18 protein-coding genes are annotated in these 18,905 nt (G+C 71.4%); 9 read left to right on the top strand and 9 right to left on the bottom strand.

The features are described 5' to 3' along the window. Positions 1 to 12 precede the first annotated feature (12 nt). The 3 genes from ACWDR4_RS04105 to ACWDR4_RS04095 are packed head-to-tail and all read left to right on the top strand — an operon-like array spanning position 13 to position 2,626. A complete protein-coding gene (locus ACWDR4_RS04105; RefSeq protein WP_450403610.1) occupies positions 13 to 924 on the top strand; it encodes an SDR family NAD(P)-dependent oxidoreductase in 912 nt (303 codons plus the stop codon). Further along, a complete protein-coding gene (locus tag ACWDR4_RS04100) occupies positions 921 to 1,442 on the top strand; it encodes a DoxX family protein (RefSeq protein WP_450403608.1) in 522 nt (173 codons plus the stop codon). Before ACWDR4_RS04105 ends, ACWDR4_RS04100 begins: the two co-directional genes overlap by 4 nt. Before the next feature lie 23 nt (positions 1,443 to 1,465). Then, positions 1,466 to 2,626: an acyl-CoA dehydrogenase family protein gene (locus ACWDR4_RS04095; RefSeq protein ID WP_450403606.1), complete on the top strand. Its 1,161-nt coding sequence runs from the start codon at positions 1,466 to 1,468 to the stop codon at positions 2,624 to 2,626. A 64-nt stretch (positions 2,627 to 2,690) separates the two neighbouring features. Here ACWDR4_RS04095 and ACWDR4_RS04090 read toward each other — a convergent pair whose 3' ends face one another. Genes ACWDR4_RS04090 through ACWDR4_RS04060 form a run of 7 tightly spaced genes read right to left on the bottom strand, consistent with a single transcriptional unit; the run spans position 2,691 to position 9,665 of the window. Beyond that, on the bottom strand, positions 2,691 to 3,812 hold the full coding sequence (locus tag ACWDR4_RS04090; protein WP_450404045.1) for an acyl-CoA dehydrogenase family protein: 1,122 nt from the start codon (positions 3,810 to 3,812) through the stop codon (positions 2,691 to 2,693). 20 nt (positions 3,813 to 3,832) lie between these two features. Next, positions 3,833 to 5,053 carry an acyl-CoA dehydrogenase family protein gene (locus ACWDR4_RS04085; RefSeq protein WP_450403604.1) on the bottom strand — a complete coding sequence of 407 codons (1,221 nt, stop codon included), beginning with the start codon at positions 5,051 to 5,053 and terminating at the stop codon, positions 3,833 to 3,835. A 12-nt stretch (positions 5,054 to 5,065) separates the two neighbouring features. Continuing rightward, positions 5,066 to 6,214 (bottom strand): thiolase family protein, encoded by a 1,149-nt coding sequence (locus tag ACWDR4_RS04080; protein ID WP_450403602.1) that lies wholly within the window; start codon positions 6,212 to 6,214, stop codon positions 5,066 to 5,068. Next, entirely contained in the window at positions 6,211 to 6,693 is a 483-nt protein-coding gene (locus ACWDR4_RS04075; RefSeq protein ID WP_450403600.1) for a Zn-ribbon domain-containing OB-fold protein, read from the bottom strand. Before ACWDR4_RS04075 ends, ACWDR4_RS04080 begins: the two co-directional genes overlap by 4 nt. A gap of 1 nt (position 6,694) precedes the next feature. After that, a complete protein-coding gene (locus ACWDR4_RS04070) occupies positions 6,695 to 7,606 on the bottom strand; it encodes an SDR family oxidoreductase (RefSeq protein ID WP_450403597.1) in 912 nt (303 codons plus the stop codon). A 2-nt stretch (positions 7,607 to 7,608) separates the two neighbouring features. Then, positions 7,609 to 8,340, bottom strand: coding sequence for a hypothetical protein (locus ACWDR4_RS04065; RefSeq protein WP_450403595.1), 732 nt, complete (start codon positions 8,338 to 8,340; stop codon positions 7,609 to 7,611). Continuing rightward, the gene (locus tag ACWDR4_RS04060) at positions 8,340 to 9,665 is read right to left on the bottom strand and encodes a phenylacetate--CoA ligase family protein (protein WP_450403592.1); all 1,326 of its coding nucleotides are present in this window, start codon (positions 9,663 to 9,665) and stop codon (positions 8,340 to 8,342) included. The genes ACWDR4_RS04065 and ACWDR4_RS04060 overlap by 1 nt, the downstream gene beginning before the upstream one ends. 162 nt (positions 9,666 to 9,827) lie before the next feature. Between ACWDR4_RS04060 and ACWDR4_RS04055 the strand changes: the two genes are divergently transcribed. The 6 genes from ACWDR4_RS04055 (at position 9,828) to ACWDR4_RS04030 (ending at position 16,858) form a co-directional block, all read left to right on the top strand. Continuing rightward, complete coding sequence (locus tag ACWDR4_RS04055; protein ID WP_450404044.1) at positions 9,828 to 10,589, top strand: electron transfer flavoprotein subunit beta/FixA family protein; 762 nt, start codon at positions 9,828 to 9,830, stop codon at positions 10,587 to 10,589. Between the two features lie 68 nt (positions 10,590 to 10,657). Beyond that, a complete protein-coding gene (locus tag ACWDR4_RS04050; protein ID WP_450403590.1) occupies positions 10,658 to 11,620 on the top strand; it encodes an electron transfer flavoprotein subunit alpha/FixB family protein in 963 nt (320 codons plus the stop codon). Between the two features lie 84 nt (positions 11,621 to 11,704). Then, the gene (locus ACWDR4_RS04045) at positions 11,705 to 12,784 is read left to right on the top strand and encodes an amidohydrolase family protein (RefSeq protein WP_450403588.1); all 1,080 of its coding nucleotides are present in this window, start codon (positions 11,705 to 11,707) and stop codon (positions 12,782 to 12,784) included. Positions 12,785 to 12,807: 23 nt separating this feature from the next. Beyond that, entirely contained in the window at positions 12,808 to 15,285 is a 2,478-nt protein-coding gene (locus tag ACWDR4_RS04040; protein WP_450403586.1) for a bifunctional acetate--CoA ligase family protein/GNAT family N-acetyltransferase, read from the top strand. Continuing rightward, entirely contained in the window at positions 15,282 to 16,256 is a 975-nt protein-coding gene (locus ACWDR4_RS04035; RefSeq protein WP_450403583.1) for an LLM class flavin-dependent oxidoreductase, read from the top strand. The genes ACWDR4_RS04040 and ACWDR4_RS04035 overlap by 4 nt, the downstream gene beginning before the upstream one ends. A gap of 56 nt (positions 16,257 to 16,312) precedes the next feature. After that, positions 16,313 to 16,858: a PaaI family thioesterase gene (locus ACWDR4_RS04030; RefSeq protein WP_450403581.1), complete on the top strand. Its 546-nt coding sequence runs from the start codon at positions 16,313 to 16,315 to the stop codon at positions 16,856 to 16,858. 11 nt (positions 16,859 to 16,869) lie between these two features. Here the strand turns inward: ACWDR4_RS04030 and ACWDR4_RS04025 are convergent, their stop codons facing one another. Both ACWDR4_RS04025 and ACWDR4_RS04020 read right to left on the bottom strand, forming a co-directional pair. Then, the gene (locus ACWDR4_RS04025; protein WP_450403579.1) at positions 16,870 to 18,021 is read right to left on the bottom strand and encodes an acyl-CoA dehydrogenase family protein; all 1,152 of its coding nucleotides are present in this window, start codon (positions 18,019 to 18,021) and stop codon (positions 16,870 to 16,872) included. An 84-nt stretch (positions 18,022 to 18,105) separates the two neighbouring features. Beyond that, positions 18,106 to 18,804, bottom strand: coding sequence for a response regulator (locus tag ACWDR4_RS04020; RefSeq protein ID WP_450403577.1), 699 nt, complete (start codon positions 18,802 to 18,804; stop codon positions 18,106 to 18,108). Between the last annotated feature and the right edge of the window lie 101 nt (positions 18,805 to 18,905).

Raw genomic sequence — 18,905 nt, 5'->3', positions numbered from 1 at the left:
AGGAGGCAGGACGTGGGCATCCTCGACGACAAGGTCGCCATCGTCACCGGCGGTGGCAGAGGCCTGGGCCGGGCGCACTGTCTGGCGCTCGCCGAGGCCGGCGCGACCGTGGTGGTGAACGACCTCGGTTCGGGCGTACACGGCGAGCGGACCGGCGACTCCCCCGCCGACGAGGTTGTCGCCGAGATCACCAAGCTCGGCGGCCGGGCGGTCGCCAACCATGCCTCGGTGACGGACTGGGCGGCCACCGAGGCGATGGTGGCGGACACCGTCGCGGAGTTCGGCCGCCTCGACATCGTCGTGAACAACGCGGGGATCGTGCGCGACCGGATGCTGTTCTCGATGAGCGAGGCCGAGTTCGACGCCGTCATCGCGGTGCATCTGAAGGGCACCTTCGCGCTCACCCGGCACGCGTGCGCGTACTGGCGGGAGGCGTCGAAGCGGGGTGAGCGGGTCGCCGGCCGCGTGATCAACACGACGTCCGGGACCGGCCTGTTCGGCAACCAGGGACAGTCCAACTACGGTGCGGCGAAGGCCGGTACGGCCGGACTCACGGTCCTTACCGCCCTGGAGATGCGCCGGTACGGCGTCACCGCGAACGCCATCTCGCCCATCGCGGCGACCCGGATGACCGACGGCCTGGACGTCGGCGCCGCTCTCCAGGCCTCCGCCGATTTCGACCCGCGCGACCCGGCCAACGCCTCCGGGGTCGTCGTCTATCTGGCCTCCGACAGTTCGGCCTGGCTGACCGGCCAGGTCCTGCGCATCGAGGGCAACCGGCTGAACCGGCTCCAGGGCTGGACGGTCGCGGGGGTCCACCCCAGCGAGTCCGGCAAGGCCCTCACGTACGACGAACTGGTCGACGCCGTACCGCAGTTGTACGGAGTCGCGCCCGCCGGACGGGCCACGGGGGTCGGACAGTGAAGGGCCACGACACCGCCGCCCTCCTCCTGCGCGCGACGCTGGGCCCGATGCTCTTCGCGCACGGCTGGAACAAGGTCGCCGGGCCGGGCGGCCTCAAGGGCACCACGGGCTGGTTCGAGGCGCTCGGCCTGCGACCGGCCGAGGTGCACGCCCGGATGGCCGCCGGGACGGAACTGGCGGCCGGGGTGGGCATCACCCTGGGCGTGGCGGGTCCCTTGCCCGCCGCAGCGGCCGTCGGCCTGATGACCGTGGCCGCGCGGACCGACCACCGTGGCAAGGGCTTCTTCGTCTTCAAGGGCGGCTGGGAGTACGCCGGTGTGGTGGGCGGCGCGGCCGTCGCACTCGCCGCGCTGGGCAACGGACGGTACTCGCTGGACGGGCTGCTACGGCGCCAACGCGCGGGCGTGGGGCCCGCGTTGCTGGCGGCGGGACTGGGGACGGCGAGCGCGGCGGCGTTGCTGGCCGTGTGCTACCGGCCCGCAGAAAAGCCCGACGAGCCCGACGAGGCAGCGAGATGAACCCGACTGATCAGGGAGGCGTCATGGACGCGGATGACTTCACCGCGGTGCTGTCCGAGGTCCGGCGCTTCGTCCGGGAACGGGTCGTGCCGCTGGAGGAGGAGATCGACGAGAAGGACGAGATGCCCGCGGACATCCGTGAGGCGGCGAAGAAGATGGGCCTGTTCGGCTTCGCGCTGCCCGAGGAGTACGGCGGGCTGGGGCTGTCGATGTACGAGGAGGCCCAGTTGATGTTCGAGCTGGGCTACACGACCCCGTCGCTGCGCTCGATGTTCGGCACGAACAACGGCATCGCGGGCCACGTCCTGATGGTCGGCGGCACCGAGGAACAGAAGGCCGACTGGCTGCCGAGGATCGCCTCGGGCGAGGTTCTGGCGTCGTTCGCGCTCACCGAGGCCGAGGCCGGGTCCGACCCGTCGACGCTGACGACCCGGGCCCGTCGGGACGGCGACGACTGGGTGATCAACGGGGCCAAGCGGTACATCACCAACGCTCCGCTCGCCGACGTCTTCATGGTCTTCGCCCGTACCGACCCCGACGCCCCGCGCACCCGTGGCATCTCGACCTTCCTGGTCCCGGCCGGCACCCCGGGCCTCACGGTGGCTCCCAAGGACCACAAGATGGGCCAGTTCGGCGCCTGGACGGCGGACGTGTACTTCGACGACGTACGCGTCCCGGCCGAGGCGCTGGTCGGCGGCGAGGAGAAGGGCCTCAACCGGGGCTTCGGCACCGCGATGGGCTGCATCGCGCACGGCAGGGTGCACATCTCGTCCCTGTGCGTGGGCATGGCCGAGCGCCTGGTCGACGAGTCGGTGGCGTACGCGAGCACCCGCCGCCAGTCCGGGAAGCTCATCGGCTCCTTCCAACTCGTCCAGGGCCTGATCGCCGACTCGATGACCGACTACTACGCCGGCCGCGCCACGGTCCTGGAGGCCGCCCGCGCCTTCGACGCCGGTACGGACACCAAGATCGGCCCGTCCTGCACGAAGTACTTCGCCAGCGAGATGGTGTGGCGGGTCGCGGACCGCGCGGTGCAGATCCACGGCGGCGCGGGCTATATGCGCGGGATCGCCGTCGAGCGCTTCTATCGCGACGCCCGGCTGTTCCGGATCTACGAGGGCACCAGCCAGATCCAGCAGGTGATCATCGCGAAGGCGCTGCTGGGCGAGGCGGCTCGCGGCTGAGCAGCACAACGATGAGGGAGGGCCCCGGGGACGATTCCCCGGGGCCCTCTGCTGTCCGCGGCCGTCAGATGCCGAGCCGGTCCAGCAGCCGCTCGTGATAGAGGGCCGGGCCCCCGAACAGCAGCTGCGAGGACTTGGCCCGGCGGAAGTACAGATGGGCCGGATGCTCCCAGGTGAAGCCGATGCCGCCGTGGACCTGGATGTTCTCCATCGCGGCGAACATGTACGCCCGTGAGCAGCACGCGTGTGCCACCGCCGCGGCGATCGGGAAGTCCGGGGCACCCTCGGCCGCCAGCCGTGCCGCCTCCCTGGACGCCGCCTCCGCCAGTTCGACCTGGACGAGCATGTCGGCGCACTTGTGCTTGACGGCCTGGAAGGAGCCGATGGGCCGGCCGAACTGGTGCCGGGTACGGGCATGTTCGGCGCTCGTCTCCAAGCACCGGCGTGCCCCGCCCGCCTGTTCGGCGGCGAGCCCGACCGTGGCGATGTCGAGGACCTTGGCCATGATCCGCCCGCCCGCCCCGTCCGGGCCGACGAGCGTCGCCGGCACGGCGTCGAAGGTCAGCCGGGCCATGGCCCGGGTGGCGTCCAGGGTCTCCAGCGCCTCGGCCGTCACCCCGGCGGAGGCCCGCTCCACCGTGAAGAACGACGGACCGGCGACGGTACGGGCGACCACGACGACCAGGTCGGCCGTCGTACCGTCGATCACGAAGGACTTGCGTCCGCTCAGCCGCCAGCCTCCGTCTCCGTTCCCGTCCGGTACCGCGCGGGCGGAGATCAGGGCGGGGTCCCAGGAGCCGTCGTCCTCGGCGACCGCGAGGGTCGCGGTGGTCAGGCCCGCCGCGATGCCGGGGAGATGGCGTGCGCAGGCCTCCTTGTCGCCGGAGGCCAGCAGGGCCTGGGCCGCGAGGACGACCGTCGCGAAGAAGGGCGAGCAGAGCAGGGCGCGGCCCATCTCCTCCAGGACGACGCCGAGTTCGACCTGGCCGAAGCCGTCGCCGCCGTACTCCTCCGGGATCACCAGGCCGGGCAGCCGCAGTTGGTCGGCCGACTGGGCCCACACGTCGAGGTCGAAGCGCGGCTCGCTCTCCATGAGCTTGCGCACGGCCTCCTCGGGAGACTTGGCCTCCAGGAACTCACGTACAGAGGCCCGGAGTTGATGAAGCTCGCTTTCGTCGGCGCTCATGCGCGTACTCATGTGTGTGCTCATGCGCGTGCCTCCTTCGGCAGACCGAGGACCCGTTCCGCGAGGATGTTCTTCATGATCTCCTCGGTACCGCCGAGGATGCGCAACGCCGGGGTGGCGAGGAGGAGTTCGGACCAGGCGTACGTGCCCCACCTGCCGGTGTCGGCGACGATGCGGGGGCCGAGGCAGTCCGCGACGAAGTGGGCGGCCCTGGTGAGGTTCTGACCGTACATCAGCTTGGCGACAGACCTCTCGGGCCCGGGTGCGATGCCTGCCCGCAGGGTGCGCTGGGCCCGGGCGTTGAGGTAACCGGTGGCCAGCGCGTCTACGAGGAGGTCGGCGAGACGGGCACGCAGGGCGCGGTCGTCCCAGGTCCAGGTCGCGCGCATGAGCGCCGAGAGATGGTCGGGGGAGAGGGCGGCGGCCACCGGGCCCGCACCCTCGCTGCCGACCGTGTCGCGCTCGTTCATCAGGGTGGTCAGGGCGACGGTCCAGCCGCCGTCGACCTCGCCGAGGCGGTGGTCGTCGGGGATGCGTACGTCGGTGAGGAAGACCTCGTTGAAGTCGGCGCCGCCGGTCATCTGCCGCAGGGGCCGGACCTCGACGCCGGGGGCGTCCATGGGGACCAGGAAGGCCGTGATGCCACGGTGCTTGGGCGCGTCCGGGTTCGTGCGGGTCAGCGCGAGGCCGATCTCGCTGTGCTGGGCGACCGAGGTCCACACCTTCTGCCCGTTCAGCACCCAGTCGTCGCCCTCCCGGACGGCCCTGGTCGCCACGCTCGCCAGGTCGGACCCCGCGCCGGGCTCGCTGAACAGCTGGCAGGCGACGGCGTCCCCGCGGTACATCGCGGGCAACCAGCGCTCCCTGATGTGCGGTTGGGCGTGGGCCAGGATCGTCGGCCCGATCATGCCGAGGCCGATCACACTCAGGACGCCGGTGTCGGCGACGTCGTACTCCGACTCGACGGCGTCGTAGAGCAGGTCGTGGACGGGGGTCAGGCCCCGGCCGCCGTACTCCACCGGTCCCGTGATCCAGCCGAAGCCGTTCTCGTGCCGGATGCGCTGCCACTCCCGCGCCCGCCGCACGGACTCCCGTTCCTCGTCCGGCGGAAGGCTGCTGAAGTACGCCATCGAGTCGTCGCCCTCGCCCCAGGTGAGGGCGGTGCGGTCGGGGGCCTTCGCCGCGTGCGCGTCGAGGAAGCGGCGCACCTCGGCGGCGAAGTCCTGCATGTCCTGGTCCATGAGCCTGTTCCCTCAGTTCGAGAGGATCGTCACCGCCGACGCGCCGGGCGCGCCGTACAGGTGGGTGTAGCCGACGCGGGGCGTGCCGGGGATCTGGCGCGTGCCCGCCGTACCCCGCAGCTGGAGGACGATCTCGTGGATCTGCCGCAGCCCGGACGCGCCGATGGGTTCGCCGTTGCCGAGCAGGCCGCCGTCGGTGTTGACCGGAAGCCGGCCGCCGATCTCGGTGGCGCCCTCGGCGATGAGCCGCTCCTGCTCGCCGTCCTTGCAGAGGCCGTTCTCGGCCATGTGGATGACCTCCGACCCGGCGTCGGTGTCCTGGAGTTGAGCCACGTCCACATCCTCGGGACCGATGCCCGCGAGTTCGTACGCCGCCCGGGAGGCGTCCACGGTCGGGCTCTCGACGACGTCCCCGACCGGGAACGACGGGCTCTGCACCTCGAAGGCGCCGAGCCTGCGGCTGCGCAGGGCGGTGGAGCGGACCCGTACGGGTTTCCCCGTGTACTTGTGTGCCTGGTCGGCCCGGCACAGCACCAGGGCCGCGGCGCCCTCGTCCGGGCCGCAGTACATGAACTGGCGGAGGGGGAAGTTGAGGACCGGGGAGGCGAGGATCTCCTCGGGTGTGAGGGGCGTTCGGCGCCAGGCCTTCTCGTTTCCGGCCGCGTTGCGGAAGTTCTTCGAGGCCACGCGGGCGAGCGTCTCGTGGGAGATGCCGTGGTCGTGCATATAGCGGTTGATCTTCATGCCGAAGAAGTGGGTGGTGAGGAAGAGCCCCGTCTGTCCGTACCAGGAGGGGATGCCCGCCACGGACGGATCGGCGGCGAAGGCACCGCGCGGGTGCTTGTCGAGGCCGATCGCGATGGTCAGGTCGTGCTCGCCGGTCTCGATCGCGCGGGCAGCCAGCGCGACGGCGGTACCTGCTGTGGCACAGCCGTTGAAGACTCCGCGCAGCGGGATGCCGGTGAGGCCGAGCCGGCCGACGATGGCGTCCGGGTTGGCGACCTCGTAGCTCCCGATGTAACCGCCCTGGATCTGCGGCCAGTTGACGCCCGCGTCGGCGAGCGCGAGCCGTACCGCGTCCGCGCCCATGTCCAGCGCGGGCTTCCCGGGGAACCGGCCGAAGGGATGGAGCCCCACGCCGATGATGACGGCCTCGGTCACGCTGTCTCCTCCTCCGACATGGCGAACTCCTCGGACTGGGCGGGCTCTTCGGCGGGAGCGAACGCGAACGTCATGACCTCGGTGCCGTCGTCCCGCACGGTGTACGGCACGAGGGTGAGCCGCATCTCCTGCCCGATCCTGAGCTTCTCCGGGTCGGGTTCGGTGAGGCGGGCCTCGACCAGCAGTTCGCCGGGGAGTTCGACGTAGCCCACCGAGTAGGGCTCGAACGCCTCGGGGCCGTCGTACGGCGGGGACGGCGGGCGGAAGTCCTGCGTCGTGTACGTCCACAGCGTGCCGCGGTCCGCCAGCAGCCGCTGCTTCGACTCCGTGCTCGCGCACCGGACGCAGTCGGAGGCCGCCGGGAAGCTCACCAGGCCGCACGCCACGCACTCGGAGCCGATCAGCCGAAGGGGCGCGGAGTCACCGGGCGGCCAGGTGAACAGGCCCTCGGCAACCGGCCGTTGAGTCGTCGATGTCATCTCACGCCCCGTTCCGGTTGCCCAGGGCGTCCGCGTTCGGAGCCGCCTTGGCCACCAGGTTCGGGACGACGGAGGACAGTTCCTCCGGTGTCCACCGTGACTCGGCGCTCGCGGCGGGGCCGTTGACCCAGCCCTCCAGGACGGTGATCCGGTTGCCGACGACACCGAACACCCGACCGGTGACCTCGCGTGAGGCGGCCGAGCCGAGCCACACCACGAGCGGCGAGATGGCCTCGGGGGTGAGATCCTCCGCCTCGGCGGCCCGTTTCATCATCTCGATGTCCTCGGTCAGCCGGGTGAGCGCGGTCGGCGCGATGGCGTTCACCGTCACGCCGTAGCGGGCGAGTTCGGCGGCGGCGATGAGGGTGAGGCTCGCGATGCCGGCCTTGGCGGAGCCGTAGTTGGACTGTCCGGGGTTGCCGAAGATGCCGGACGGAGAGGTCGTGTTGATGACCCGGGCGTCGTTGTCGTGACCGGACTTGGCGCGCTCCCTCCAGTACGCCGCCGCGTGGTGCAGGGTGGCGAAACCGCCCTTGAGATGGACGGCGAGCACACTGTCCCAGTCCCGCTCGGTCATCGACACGATCATCCGGTCGCGCAGGATGCCCGCGTTGTTGACCAGCACGTCCAGTCCGCCGTAGGTGTCCACGGCCTGCCGGACGAGGTGTCCCGCGCCCTCCCAGGTGGAGATGTCGTCCGTGTTGGCCACGGCCTCGCCGCCGGCCGCGACGATCTCGTCCACCACGGTCTGGGCGGGCCCGGCCGAGGTGCCCGCCCCGTCGCGTGCGCCGCCCAGGTCGTTGACCACGACCTTCGCCCCGTGCGCGGCGAACGCCAGGGCGTGCGCCCGGCCGATCCCGTTGCCGGCGCCCGTGACGACCACGACCCGGCCGTCGACCACTCCTTCTGACATCCTCAACTCCTCGATGACGAGGGCCAGTTGGCCTCGGCGAGCAGAACCCGGGGGTTCTCGCTGCCGCAGGCGCACCGGCCGGTGATGACGCGGCCCGGAATGCCGAGCGGGGTCTCGGGCAGCGGCGAGACGCGCCCCTCCCCCGCCGCCACGGACAGCTGCCCGTCCCGCTCGCCGACCCGCCATTCGGCGGCGTTGACGTGCGCGCCGACCCGCTCGGGGCACTCCAGCGCGAGGGCGGGCCCCACGGCGGAGATCAGGGCGGCGGGCACTCCCGCTCCGCGCAGGAGCGGTACGGCGGCGGGCCGGGCCAGGACGACGGACGTCGGCCGGAACAGTTCACCGATGTCGGCGCCGCCGGCCAGCCCCTCCAGGGTCTCGGCGGACAGCCCGATGACCGCGTGCGGGGCGAGTTCACGGTGGAAGACGGAGGTACGGCGGTGGTCCCAGCCCATCGCCTCGGCGATGCCGTACGTCACCTTCAGCGTGCGCAGGGCGCCGATCACCGCGTGGCCCCAGAAGCCCTCGAAGCCGGAGGTGGTCAGCAGCGCCCGCTGTCCTGCGGCGAGGCCGTGCTCCCGCAGCCGTTCGGTGACCCACTCGGTGTCCCGGGCGAGTTCGGCCCAGGTCAGCTCCATGTCCGTCATGCCGTCGGCGGCGGGAAAGCGTACGAGGTAGGCGAGTTCGGGGCGGTCGAGTTCCCTGGCGCGGGCCAGGGTGTCGGCGCGGGCCATCAGCTCTTCACCACCCGGGGGAACTTGGCGACGCTGGTCATGGTCCTCAACAGGTCCTCCTCGGTGCGCATGTCCAGCACCGGTTTGACGCCGGTCCGCTCGCGCACGGCCTCGCTGAGCCGGCCGGCCAGCGCGTCGACGTCGCCGGTGAGTGCGGGGTCGTAGCCGACGCGCAGCCGCAGTTCGTCGACCTCGCGGCGGTCCCGGACGATCTGGAAGACTCCGGCGACCGTCTCCGGCTGGTCCTCCACGGCCTGCCAGACATCTCGCAGGACGACGGAACGCCCGTGGACCAGCGTCTCGTCGCCGCGCCGCCCGGCCACCCACATCCGGGCGTGCGTACGTCCGCAGCCGCAGGTGTCCCGGGAGAGGCGGACGAGGTCCTCGCTGCGGTAACGGATCAGGGGCGCCGCCCTGTTGTCCAGGTCGGTGGCGACCAGTTCACCGAGGTCGCCCTCCGGGGCGTCGTACCATCCGCCGTGCTCGTCGACCTCGACGCACTCGGCGAAGACGGTGTCCTCCCAGAGGTGGAAGCCGTCGTGCTCACGGCACTCCCACGCGGTGCCGGTGTCGGCGGCGCTGGTGTACTCGTAGACGTCGATGCCCCAGTCGTCGCGGATCCGCTCGCGCATCTTCCGGCTGAGCGGCTGCCCTGCGCAGGAGGCACCCTTGAGGGAGGAGAACGCCTCCTTCAGGTCCGTCTTCTCAGCCAGGTGCTCCAGCTCCACCATCTGCGGATACATCATCTGGAGATAGGCGGGCCGGTAGGTGCGCAGGGCCTCGACGACCTCGTGCATCCGCCCGATCCAGGTGTCGACCTCGATGACCACAGCGCCCAGCGCCTGATAGCCGGGGTCCATGAGGTTGCGGAAGGTGCCCGGCGGGCTCAGCACCCGGTCCCCCGGCCGCAGGCCGAGTTCCCACAGGTCACGCACCTGCGCGGTCACCAGGGGCGGGGCGTCCTGCCAGATCTCGGGGAAGAACTCCGGGTCGCCGGTGGTGCCCGAACTGGAGGAGACCGAGGTCAGCTCCTCGACCGGGACGCAGAGCAGACCGCCGAAGGGGTCGCCGGTGCGGGCCCGGTAGGCGCGCACCATGTCCTTGGTGATGAACGGCACCCGGGCCCGGAAGTCGTCCAGGGACCGGATGTCGCGCGGGTGTACCCCGTGCGCGTCCCAGAGTTCGCGGTAGAAGGCCGAGTTGCCGTAGGCGTACTCGACGAGTTCCAGGATCCGTTCCTCCTGCCGCGCCCGCAGCTGTTCGCGGGGCATGGTCTCCACCTGGGGCTCGAAGTACCTGTCCCCGGTGTCCCTGTCACCGACCATGGCGCCTCCTCGCGGCTCAGTGCCCAGATCTTCCAGCTATCAGCGCAATCAGTCAACCAATTCGACGGATTCAAGGCCAGACCTCGCGCTCCTTCGATCTATATAGTTAACTATTAGAACTCATTAAGCCAACAGGAGGGCGCCGTGAAGATCGTTGTCTGTGTGAAGCACGTGCCCGACGCGACGGCGGACCGCACCTTCACCCAGGGCGGCACCACCGACCGCGCGTCGGTCGACTCGCTGCTGTCCGAACTCGACGAGTACGCGGTCGAACAGGCCCTGCGGATCGCCGAGTCGGACGCCGACACCGAGATCAGCTATCTCACCGTCGGCCCCGACGACGCCAGGGACGCGCTGCGCAAGGCGCTGGCCATGGGCGGTGACTCGGCGATCCATGTCAACGACGAGGACATCGAGGGCAGCGACGCGTTCGGTACGTCACTCGTCCTGGCCAGGGCGATCGAGCGGCACGGCTTCGATCTGGTGCTGTGCGGGATGGCCTCGACGGACGGCACCATGGGCGTCGTACCGGCACTGCTGGCCGAGCGGCTCGGCGTCCGGGCCGTCACCCATCTCGAAGAGGTCGCGGTCGAGGACGGAAAGGTGACGGGCCGCCGCGAGGGCGACGGCGCGACCGTACGGATCCAGGGCGACCTGCCGGCCGTGGTGTCGGTGACCGACCGCTCCGGGGACGCCCGTTACCCGTCCTTCAAGGGGATCATGGCCGCGAAGAAGAAGCCGCTGGAGACCCTCGACCTCGCCGACCTCGGGATCGAGGCCGCGCAGGTCGGCCGGGCCGGCGCGCGCTCGGCCGTGGACAGCGCGACCCGACGTCCGCCGCGCACCAAGGGCGAGATCGTCGTCGACGAGGGCACGGGCGGCGCCGGACTGGCCGCGTTCCTCACCGCCCAGAAGTTCATCTGACCCCGGTCTGTCCTGCCCTGCCCCGATCCACCCCCGTTCCCGTTCCCCGGCAAGAGGAGTGCACCCCCGTGGCCGAAGTCCTCGTCCTCGTCGACCACACCGACGGCGTGGTCCGCAAACCGACCCTCGAACTGCTCACCCTGGCCCGCCGGTTGGGTGAACCCTCGGCCGTCCTCCTGGGGCCGGGCGTGGACACCGCGACCGAGACCCTCGGCCGGTTCGGCGCGCGGAAGATCTACGTCGTGGACGCCCCCGAGGTCGACGAGTACCTCGTGACCCCCGTCGTCGACGCGCTCACCCAGATCGCCGAACGCACCGACCCGGCGGCGATCCTGCTGCCCTCCGGGCCGGACGGCAAGGAGGCCGCCGCCCGGATCGCGCTCCGGCTCGACTCGGGCCTGATCACCGATGCCGTCGACGTCACCGCCGGGCCGGAAGGACCGGTGACCGAGCAGTCGGCGTTCGCGGCGACGCACCAGATCACCGCGCACATCACCCGAGGCGTGCCGGTGATCACGGTCAAGCCGAACGCCACCGCGCCCGAGCCCGCCCCCGCGGACCCCGTCGTCGAGAAGCAGGACATCGTCTTCGGTCCGGCCTCCGCCGGTGTCCGGGTCCTGTCCCGCACCCGGCGGGAGCGCGGCGACCGTCCCGAGCTGACCGAGGCGGACATCGTGGTCTCCGGCGGCCGGGGCGTGAACGGGGCCGAGAACTTCGCCCTCGTCGAGCGGGTCGCCGACGCCCTGGGCGGGGCCGTCGGGGCGTCGCGCGCCGCCGTGGACGCGGGCTGGTACCCGCACAGCCACCAGGTCGGCCAGACGGGCACCCAGGTCTCGCCGCAGCTCTACCTCGCCGCCGGCATCTCCGGCGCGATCCAGCACCGGGCGGGCATGCAGACGTCCAGGACCATCGTCGCCGTCAACAAGGACCCCGACGCGCCCATCTTCGAGCTGGCCGACCACGGCGTCGTCGGGGACCTCTTCGAGGTGCTGCCCGCGCTGGTGGACGAGATCGAGCGGCGCCGAAGCTGATCTCTCACCCATCCGGCCTTCCTTTCGGCCCGCCATACAACTAAAATCGCTAACTGATTACATCCATTGACCCGAAGGAGCGTCATGTCGAAGATCTGGGTCAACTCGGGGGACTCCCACGTGATGGAGCCCGCCGACGTGTGGACCGAGCGGCTGCCCGCACGGCTCGGCGCCCGCGCCCCGCGCAGTGAGCGGGGTGAGAAGTACGAGATGCTCTACATCGACGGCGAGCGCATCGACCGCCAGCTCGGCGACTTCATGGACGCCATGCGTCCGCCGGGCGCCTGGGACCTGAAGGTCCGCCTCAAGGACCTCGACCAGGAGGGCGTCTGGTCCCAACTGGCCTTCCCCTCCATGGGGTTCTGGCTCGTCTCGATCACCGACCGCGAACTCGCCCGGGAGACCGTCCGCGCCTGGAACGACTGGGCGCACGAGGAGATCCTCAGCAAGAACAAGCGGGTCATCACCACCGCCTGTGTCTCGACGGCCGACGTCGGCGACGCGGTCGCCGAGCTGGAGCGGGCGGCGGAGCTGGGCTTCAAGGCGATCTTCCTGCCGTGTTCGACACGGGAGGGCGAGGAGTACGCGCTCGACCGCTGGGAGCCGCTGTGGACGGCGGCCGAGCGGGCCGGGATGGTGCTCGGCTTCCACATCGGCACCGGCGCTCAGAACGTCGTCTTCCGCGGGCCCGGCGGCGCGGTCGTCAACTACATGGAGACGACCTACCCGGGGATGCGCGTGGTGTCCCACATGGTCGCGGGAGGCGCCCTGGACCGCCATCCCGACCTCAAGATCCTCATCGCCGAAGGCGGCGCCGGCTGGGTGCCGATCATCGGCGACCGGATGGACGAGGCGTACCGCCAGCACGGCATGTTCGTCCGGCCGAAGCTGAGCCGGCTGCCCAGCGAGATCGTCCGGCAGCAGGTGTACGCGTCCTTCCAGCACGACCGCAGCTCGGTGGAGATCGTCGAGGCGACCGGCTACCGCAACGTGATGTGGGGCGACGACTACCCCCACCTGGAGGGCACTTACGGGCACACCCAGTCCACGCTCCGCGAGCTGTTCGACGGTGTGTCCGACGAGACCCGCGACCGTGTCACGCGCGGCACCTTCAACGAACTCTTCAAGCTGCCGGAGCAGACTCCCCAGGAGGCGGCCGTCTGAACGGCGCCGACGGCGGCCCTCCGGTGACCACTCCCCCGTCCTCCCAGGACCCGCCCCCGGAGGACTCGTACCCCGAGGACCTGGAACGGCCCGGGCTCGTCAGGACCGGGCGGTCGACCTTCGTCCGGCCGATCCGGCCGGAGGACGCCGACCGGCTGGTCGCGTTCGTCGGCGGGCTGTCCCGGGCCACCCTGGCCTACCGCTCGCTCGGGCCGGTGGTCCGCGCCCGCGACGACGTCATCCGGCGCGGCGCGCACGTGGACTATCTCAACGAGCTGGCGCTGGTCGCGCTGGCCGGTGACGAGATCGCCGGTCTGGTGCGCTATGTCCGTGACCCGGAGGAACCCGAGCACGCCGAGGTCACGTTCACCATCCGGGACGACCACCAGAGCGAGGGGTTCGGCCGGCTGCTCCTGGAGCACATCGCCGCTGCCGCCCGCGCCCGGGGCATCCGGGTGCTGGAGGCCGACGTACTCGCCGACAACACCCGGATGATCAATGTGTTCCTCGGCTCCGGCTACCGGATCGAGGCCGGGCCGCCCGGTCAGATCATCCACTTCGAGATCGCCATCGACCCGCAGGCCCAGGCCGTGGCCCGCGCCGAGCGCCGCGAGCACACGGCCGTACGACGGTCGCTCAGGCCCCTGCTGGAGCCGCGGTCGGTCGCCGTGATCGGCGCCAACCGCGATCCGCTGACCATCGGCCACGAGATCGTGGCCAACCTGCTGCGAGGCGGCTTCGGCGGCAGCGTGTTCCCGGTCAACCCGCGGGCGGAACGGATCGCCGGGGTACGGGCGTACGCGACCGTCCGTGACCTGCCCGAGCAGCCGGACCTGGCGCTGGTGGCCGTACGGGCGGGCGCGGTCCCCGATGTCGTACGGGAGTGCGCGGACGCCGGGGTCAAGGCGGTGGTCGTCGTCTCGACGGGCTTCGGGGAGACCGGGGTCGAGGGGCGGGCGACCGAACTTGAGCTGGCCCGGTTCGCCCGGGCCTCCGGTATGCGGCTGGTGGGGCCGAACTGCATGGGCGTGGTCAACACGACGCCCGCCGCGCGGCTGGCCGCGACGTTCTCGCCCGCTCTGCCGACGCCCGGCCGGGTGGCGATGTCCAGCCAGTCCGGGCCGCTGGGGCTCGCGGTGCTCGACTTCGCCAGGCGGCTGCGGCTCGGCTTCTCCGGGTTCGTGTCGGTGGGTCATGCCGTGGACGTGTCCACCAACGACCTGCTCCAGTGGTGGGAGGAGGACCCGGGGACCTCGGTGATCCTGCTGCACGTCGAGACCTTCGGCAATCCGCGCCGGTTCGCCCGCGTCGCCCGCCGGATCGCCCCGCGCAAGCCGATCGTCGCCGTGCATCCGGGCCACGCGGACTCGGCGGTGAGTTCACTCTTCGCCCAGTCCGGGGTGATCCGTACCCGCGGTCTCCAGGAGCTGTTCGACGTCGCCCTGCTGCTCGCCCACCAGCCTCCCCCGCCCGGAAACCGGGTCGCTGTCGTCACCAACGCGGGCGGCCCGGCGGCGCTGACGGTCGGGGCGTGCGCGGCGAGCGGTCTGTGCGTTCCCGCGCTCGCTGAGCGCACGCGGGCGACGCTCCGTTCGGCCCTGGCGCCCGGCGCGGACGTCGCCAATCCGGTTGACCTGACCCCGACGGCCACCGCCGCGCACTACCGGCAGGCCCTGGACGCCGTCCTGGCCGACGACGGCATCGACGCGGCCGTCGTCCTGTTCATGCCGCCGCTGGCCGACAAGCCCGACGAGGTGGCGTCGGCGATCCTCGACGCGGCCTCGGCCCGCCCCGACAAACCGGTGGTGGCCAGTTTCCTGGGCGGCGCGGGCGTCGCCGACCTCCTGCACCGCGGCGACCTGGTGGTGCCGACGTACACGTTCCCCGAGGCGGCGGCCGTCTCCCTCGGACACGCGGCGGCGTACCAGGCCTGGCGCAGCACCCCCGCGGGCGTCATACCGGACCTCGCGGGTGTCGACGCGGAGCGCGCCCGGTCCCTGATCGCCGCCTGCGCTCCCGGCCCGCTCCCGGCAGCGGTCGCCGCCGAACTGCTGGACGCGTACGGAATCGCCGTACGCGAGAACGAACCGCACGCAGATCCGCAGCCCGGCCCACGCTCCGGCCCGGACGCGTTTCTCTCCGTCCGTGCCGACCCGGTCTTCGGTCCGGTGGTCGCCTTCGGGCTCACCGGGGACTACGCCGACCTCATGGCGGATGTCGCGCACCGCGTCACCCCGCTCAGCGACCGCGACGCGCGGGAGATGGTCCGCTCGCTGCGGGCGGCCCCGCTGCTGGACGGCCGGGCGGGCGGCCCGGGAGTGGATCTGGCGGCGCTCGAAGAAACCGTCCTGCGGATCTCGGCGATGGTCGAGGACCTCCCCGAGATCGAGGCACTGGAACTGCGCCCGGTACGGCTGCTGCCGCCCGGGCACGGCGTGAGCGTCGCCCGCGCGACGGTCCGCCTGGCCGACGACAACACCAAGGGAGGTGGCCGCTCATGAGAGTCGGCATCTACTTCGATATGCGCAATCCCCCGCCCTGGCAACAGAGTTGGTCCCGGGTCTACGGCTTCGCCCTGGAGATGTGCGAGGAGGCGGACCACCTCGGCCTCGACTCGGTCTGGTTCTCCGAACACCACGGCTTCGAGGACGGCTATCTCCCCCAGCCGCTCACCATGGCGGCAGCGGCGGCGGCCCGGACCCGCCGGGTGCGTCTGGGCACCGCCGTGATCCCCGCGCCGCTGCACGCGGCCCCCGAGATCGCCGAACAGGCCGCGATCGTGGACATCATCAGCGACGGCCGTCTGGACCTCGGCCTCGGCACCGGCTACCGGGTGCCCGAGTACCGGCTGTACGGCGGCGACCTCACCAGGCGCTACACGACAACCGACCAGCGGGTACGGGAGATCCGCGGCCTGTGGGCCGAGTCCCTGGTCACCCCCGGCCCGGTCCAGGATCCGCTGCCGATCTGGCTCGGCTACCAGGGCCCGCAGGGCGCCCGACGCGCGGGCCGGCTCGGCACCGGGCTGCTGTCGCTCAACCCCGCGCTGCTGACGCCGTACCGGGAAGGGCTCGCCGAGAGCGGGTACGACGTGTCGGCGGGCCGGATGCAGGGCTCGTTCACGACGTTCGTCACCGAGGACCCGGACGGGGACTGGCCGGTGGTCCGCAAGCACCTGGCGTACCAGTGGGACAGCTACCGCCGGTACATGGTGGAGGGCACCGACCAGCCCGCGCCCCGGCCGATCGACCCCGAGCGATGGCGGGAGACGGGGCTGAGCGCGACCGGCGTCGGCCAGTTCCTGTACGGCACCCCGCAGACCGTCGCCGACGCCATCAAGGAGTACGTGGCAGGGCTGCCCGTCGAGGGGGTGTTCCTGTGGGCGTCCCTGGCCGGGATGCCCGAGGAGCTGGTCGCCCGCCAAGTGCAGCTGATCGCGGGGAAGTTGCGTCCGCTGCTCGCCGACGCGTGACGGACAGACAGCCGGACAGACGGACAGCCGCACAGACAGGCACCGAGGAGCACATCATGTCGACGACGGGATCCGGCGGGACCGGAATCACGGCACCGAACGGGCACTGGGCGGGGACAGGCCTGCCGGAGCCGCCCCGGACCGCCGGGGGCGTGACCCTCTGCGGTGGATGCCGTGCCGCCGGCGCGTGCCGGCTGGGGGTGGAGCGCGAACGGCTCGACGAGGACGGCGTGGCGTGGTTCGAGCTGAGCTGCCCGCGCTCCCACGAGGGCGGGCCCGATGTCGCGCACGGCGGCTGGACGGCGGCCGTCCTGGACGACTGTCTCGGCCATCTCCCGCTGCTGCACGGCGTGATGAGCGTGACGGCCGAGCTGACGGTGAGCTTCAGGAAGCCGGTGCCGGTGGAACGGCCGCTGGAGCTGCGGGTGTGGGCGGACCGGCGGGAGGGGTCGCGCTGGTACATCGCGGGCGAGCTGACGCTCGCGCCGGGCGGGGCCGTACTGGCCCGGGCCTCCGGAATCTGGGTGACCCGCGACCAGAGCCACTACGCGCGGCACGCGAAGTGGCTGGCCGGGCAGGCCGACGACACCAAAGGTCAATAGGACCTCAGAGGTCAGTAGGAGCGCAGCCCCATGCTCCGGGCGATCCCGTTGCGCTGGATCTGGCTGGTGCCCCCGGAGATGGTGGCGACGATCGACTCCCGGTAGCGGAAGCTCATCACGCTCTCCGTCGAGAAGCCGTGCCCCGCGCAGACCTGCATCCCGAGCCGGGCGGCGGCCACGTACGTCTCCGACCCCTTGAGCTTCGCCATCGATCCCTCGCGCGTGCAGGGCTTGCCCTGGGCGAGCAGCCAGGCGGCGCGGTAGGCGAGGAGCCGGGCGGAGTCGATCTCGGTCTGCAGGTCGGCCATGGCGTGAGCGAGCGCCTGGAAGTTGCCGATCGGACGGCCGAAGGCGTGCCGGGTGCGGGAGTAGTCGAGCATCTCGTCGAGCGTGGCCTGGGCGGCGCCCAGATAGCCGCCGCTGATGATCACCTTCTCCAGCTCGATGTTGGTGAGCATCACCTTCCAGCCCTCGTCGCGCGGGCCCACGAGGTTCTCCTTGGCCACCAGGGCGTCGTTGAAGAACACCTCGTTGGTGCCCAGGATGTGCCGGGCCAGGGTCGGCGTCCGGCGCACCTCGACGCCCTCCGTCGACGGATCGACGAGCAGCAGGCTGATACCGCCGTGCTTGGGCTCGCGCGGCCCCGTGCGCACATAGGTGGCGATGGTCGTGTCGGGCAGTCCGCCGCCCGTGCACCACGCCTTCTGCCCCCGGACGAGGAAGTGGTCCCCGTGGTCCTCGGCGGTGGTCCGCAGCGCGGCGGCGTCGGACCCGCTGTCCGGCTCGCTGAGGCCGACGGCGAGCCGATGGCGCCCTGTCATCACCTGCTCCCGGATGAAGTCGCGCTGCGCCTCGCTGCCCCAGCGGAACACCGTGAGCCCCGGGATGAGCACCCCGATGTAGCACATGGCGACGTCGAAACTGGCCCGTCCCAGCTCCTCGGCGATGAGGACGAGTTCGAGCGGTCCGCCGCCGTCGCCGCCCTCCTCCTCGCTGAACGGCAGTGAGAACCACCCGAGTTCGGCCATCCCGCGAAACAGCTCGGGTGGTACGGCGCTCTCCTCGTCCCACTGCTTGGCCTTCTCGGCCGGGCACACGTCGGCGACGAACTGCCGTGCCGTCGCGCGCAACAGGTCCTGCTCGTCGGTCAGCCCGAAGTCCACGGCCACTCCTCGCCAGCATCAGCCCATTCATCTACCTAATTATTCTATGTTAGCGGATAGAGAAAAGATGTCACGGGGATCTGGTCATCCCTCGAAGCGGTAGCCCATGCCGGGCTCGGTGATCAGATGACGGGGGTGGGAGGGGTCCGTCTCCAGCTTGCGGCGCAGCTGGGCCATGTAGACGCGCAGGTAGTTGGACTTGTTGGTCTGCGAGACGCCCCAGACCTCCTGGAGGAGCTGCTTCTGGGTGATGAGCCGGCCGGGATGGGTCACCAGGATCTCCAGCAGGTGCCATTCGGTCGGAGTCAGCCGTACGTCCCGCTCGTCCCGGACGGCCTTCTTCCTGACGACCTTCCTGGCCAGCAGGTCGATGCGGAAGTCCGCCGTCTCGACGAGCGCCGTCTCGGGTACGAGCGGCGCGTCCTCGGTGCGGCGGACGGCGGCCCGCAGCCGTGCCAGCAGTTCGTCCATGCCGAACGGCTTCGTGATGTAGTCGTCGGCGCCCGCGTCGAGCGCGGCCACCTTCTCGTCGGACGCCCGCCGGGCGGACAGGACCAGGATCGGCATCCGGCTCCGGCCGCGCAGGCCCTTGATGATGTCGACGCCCTCCATGTCGGGCAGTCCGAGGTCGAGCAGGACCACGTCGGGCTGGCGCGCGGCGGCGAGCCGGAGGGCGGTGGCGCCGTCGGGGGCGGCGTCCACGCCGTAGTGGCGTGCCTGCAAGTTGATGACGAGGGCCCGTACGAGCTGCGGGTCGTCCTCCACCACGAGCACCCGGGTCATGGGCGTGTGCCTCTCCTGTCGTACGTCGGGCGTGCGCGCCGGAAGCGGGGCGGCCGGCTTCATGGCGGAGGGAGCCGACGGATCCGGGATGGCTCCCGGGC

The organism is Streptomyces sp. NPDC000878 (genome assembly GCF_053599695.1).
The sequence above is the reverse complement of the archived record's forward strand: the minus strand, read 5'-3'. Positions and strand labels throughout refer to the sequence as shown.

Coding starts and splice junctions, on each gene's coding strand:
- ACWDR4_RS04095 (WP_450403606.1), top strand. CDS start 1,466: ATGGACGCGGATGACTTCACCGCGGTGCTGTCCGAGGTCCGGCGCTTC.
- ACWDR4_RS04090 (WP_450404045.1), bottom strand. CDS start 3,812: ATGAGCGCCGACGAAAGCGAGCTTCATCAACTCCGGGCCTCTGTACGT.
- ACWDR4_RS04085 (WP_450403604.1), bottom strand. CDS start 5,053: ATGGACCAGGACATGCAGGACTTCGCCGCCGAGGTGCGCCGCTTCCTC.
- ACWDR4_RS04075 (WP_450403600.1), bottom strand. CDS start 6,693: ATGACATCGACGACTCAACGGCCGGTTGCCGAGGGCCTGTTCACCTGG.
- ACWDR4_RS04070 (WP_450403597.1), bottom strand. CDS start 7,606: ATGTCAGAAGGAGTGGTCGACGGCCGGGTCGTGGTCGTCACGGGCGCC.
- ACWDR4_RS04065 (WP_450403595.1), bottom strand. CDS start 8,340: ATGGCCCGCGCCGACACCCTGGCCCGCGCCAGGGAACTCGACCGCCCC.
- ACWDR4_RS04060 (WP_450403592.1), bottom strand. CDS start 9,665: ATGGTCGGTGACAGGGACACCGGGGACAGGTACTTCGAGCCCCAGGTG.
- ACWDR4_RS04045 (WP_450403588.1), top strand. CDS start 11,705: ATGTCGAAGATCTGGGTCAACTCGGGGGACTCCCACGTGATGGAGCCC.
- ACWDR4_RS04035 (WP_450403583.1), top strand. CDS start 15,282: ATGAGAGTCGGCATCTACTTCGATATGCGCAATCCCCCGCCCTGGCAA.
- ACWDR4_RS04030 (WP_450403581.1), top strand. CDS start 16,313: ATGTCGACGACGGGATCCGGCGGGACCGGAATCACGGCACCGAACGGG.
- ACWDR4_RS04020 (WP_450403577.1), bottom strand. CDS start 18,804: ATGACCCGGGTGCTCGTGGTGGAGGACGACCCGCAGCTCGTACGGGCC.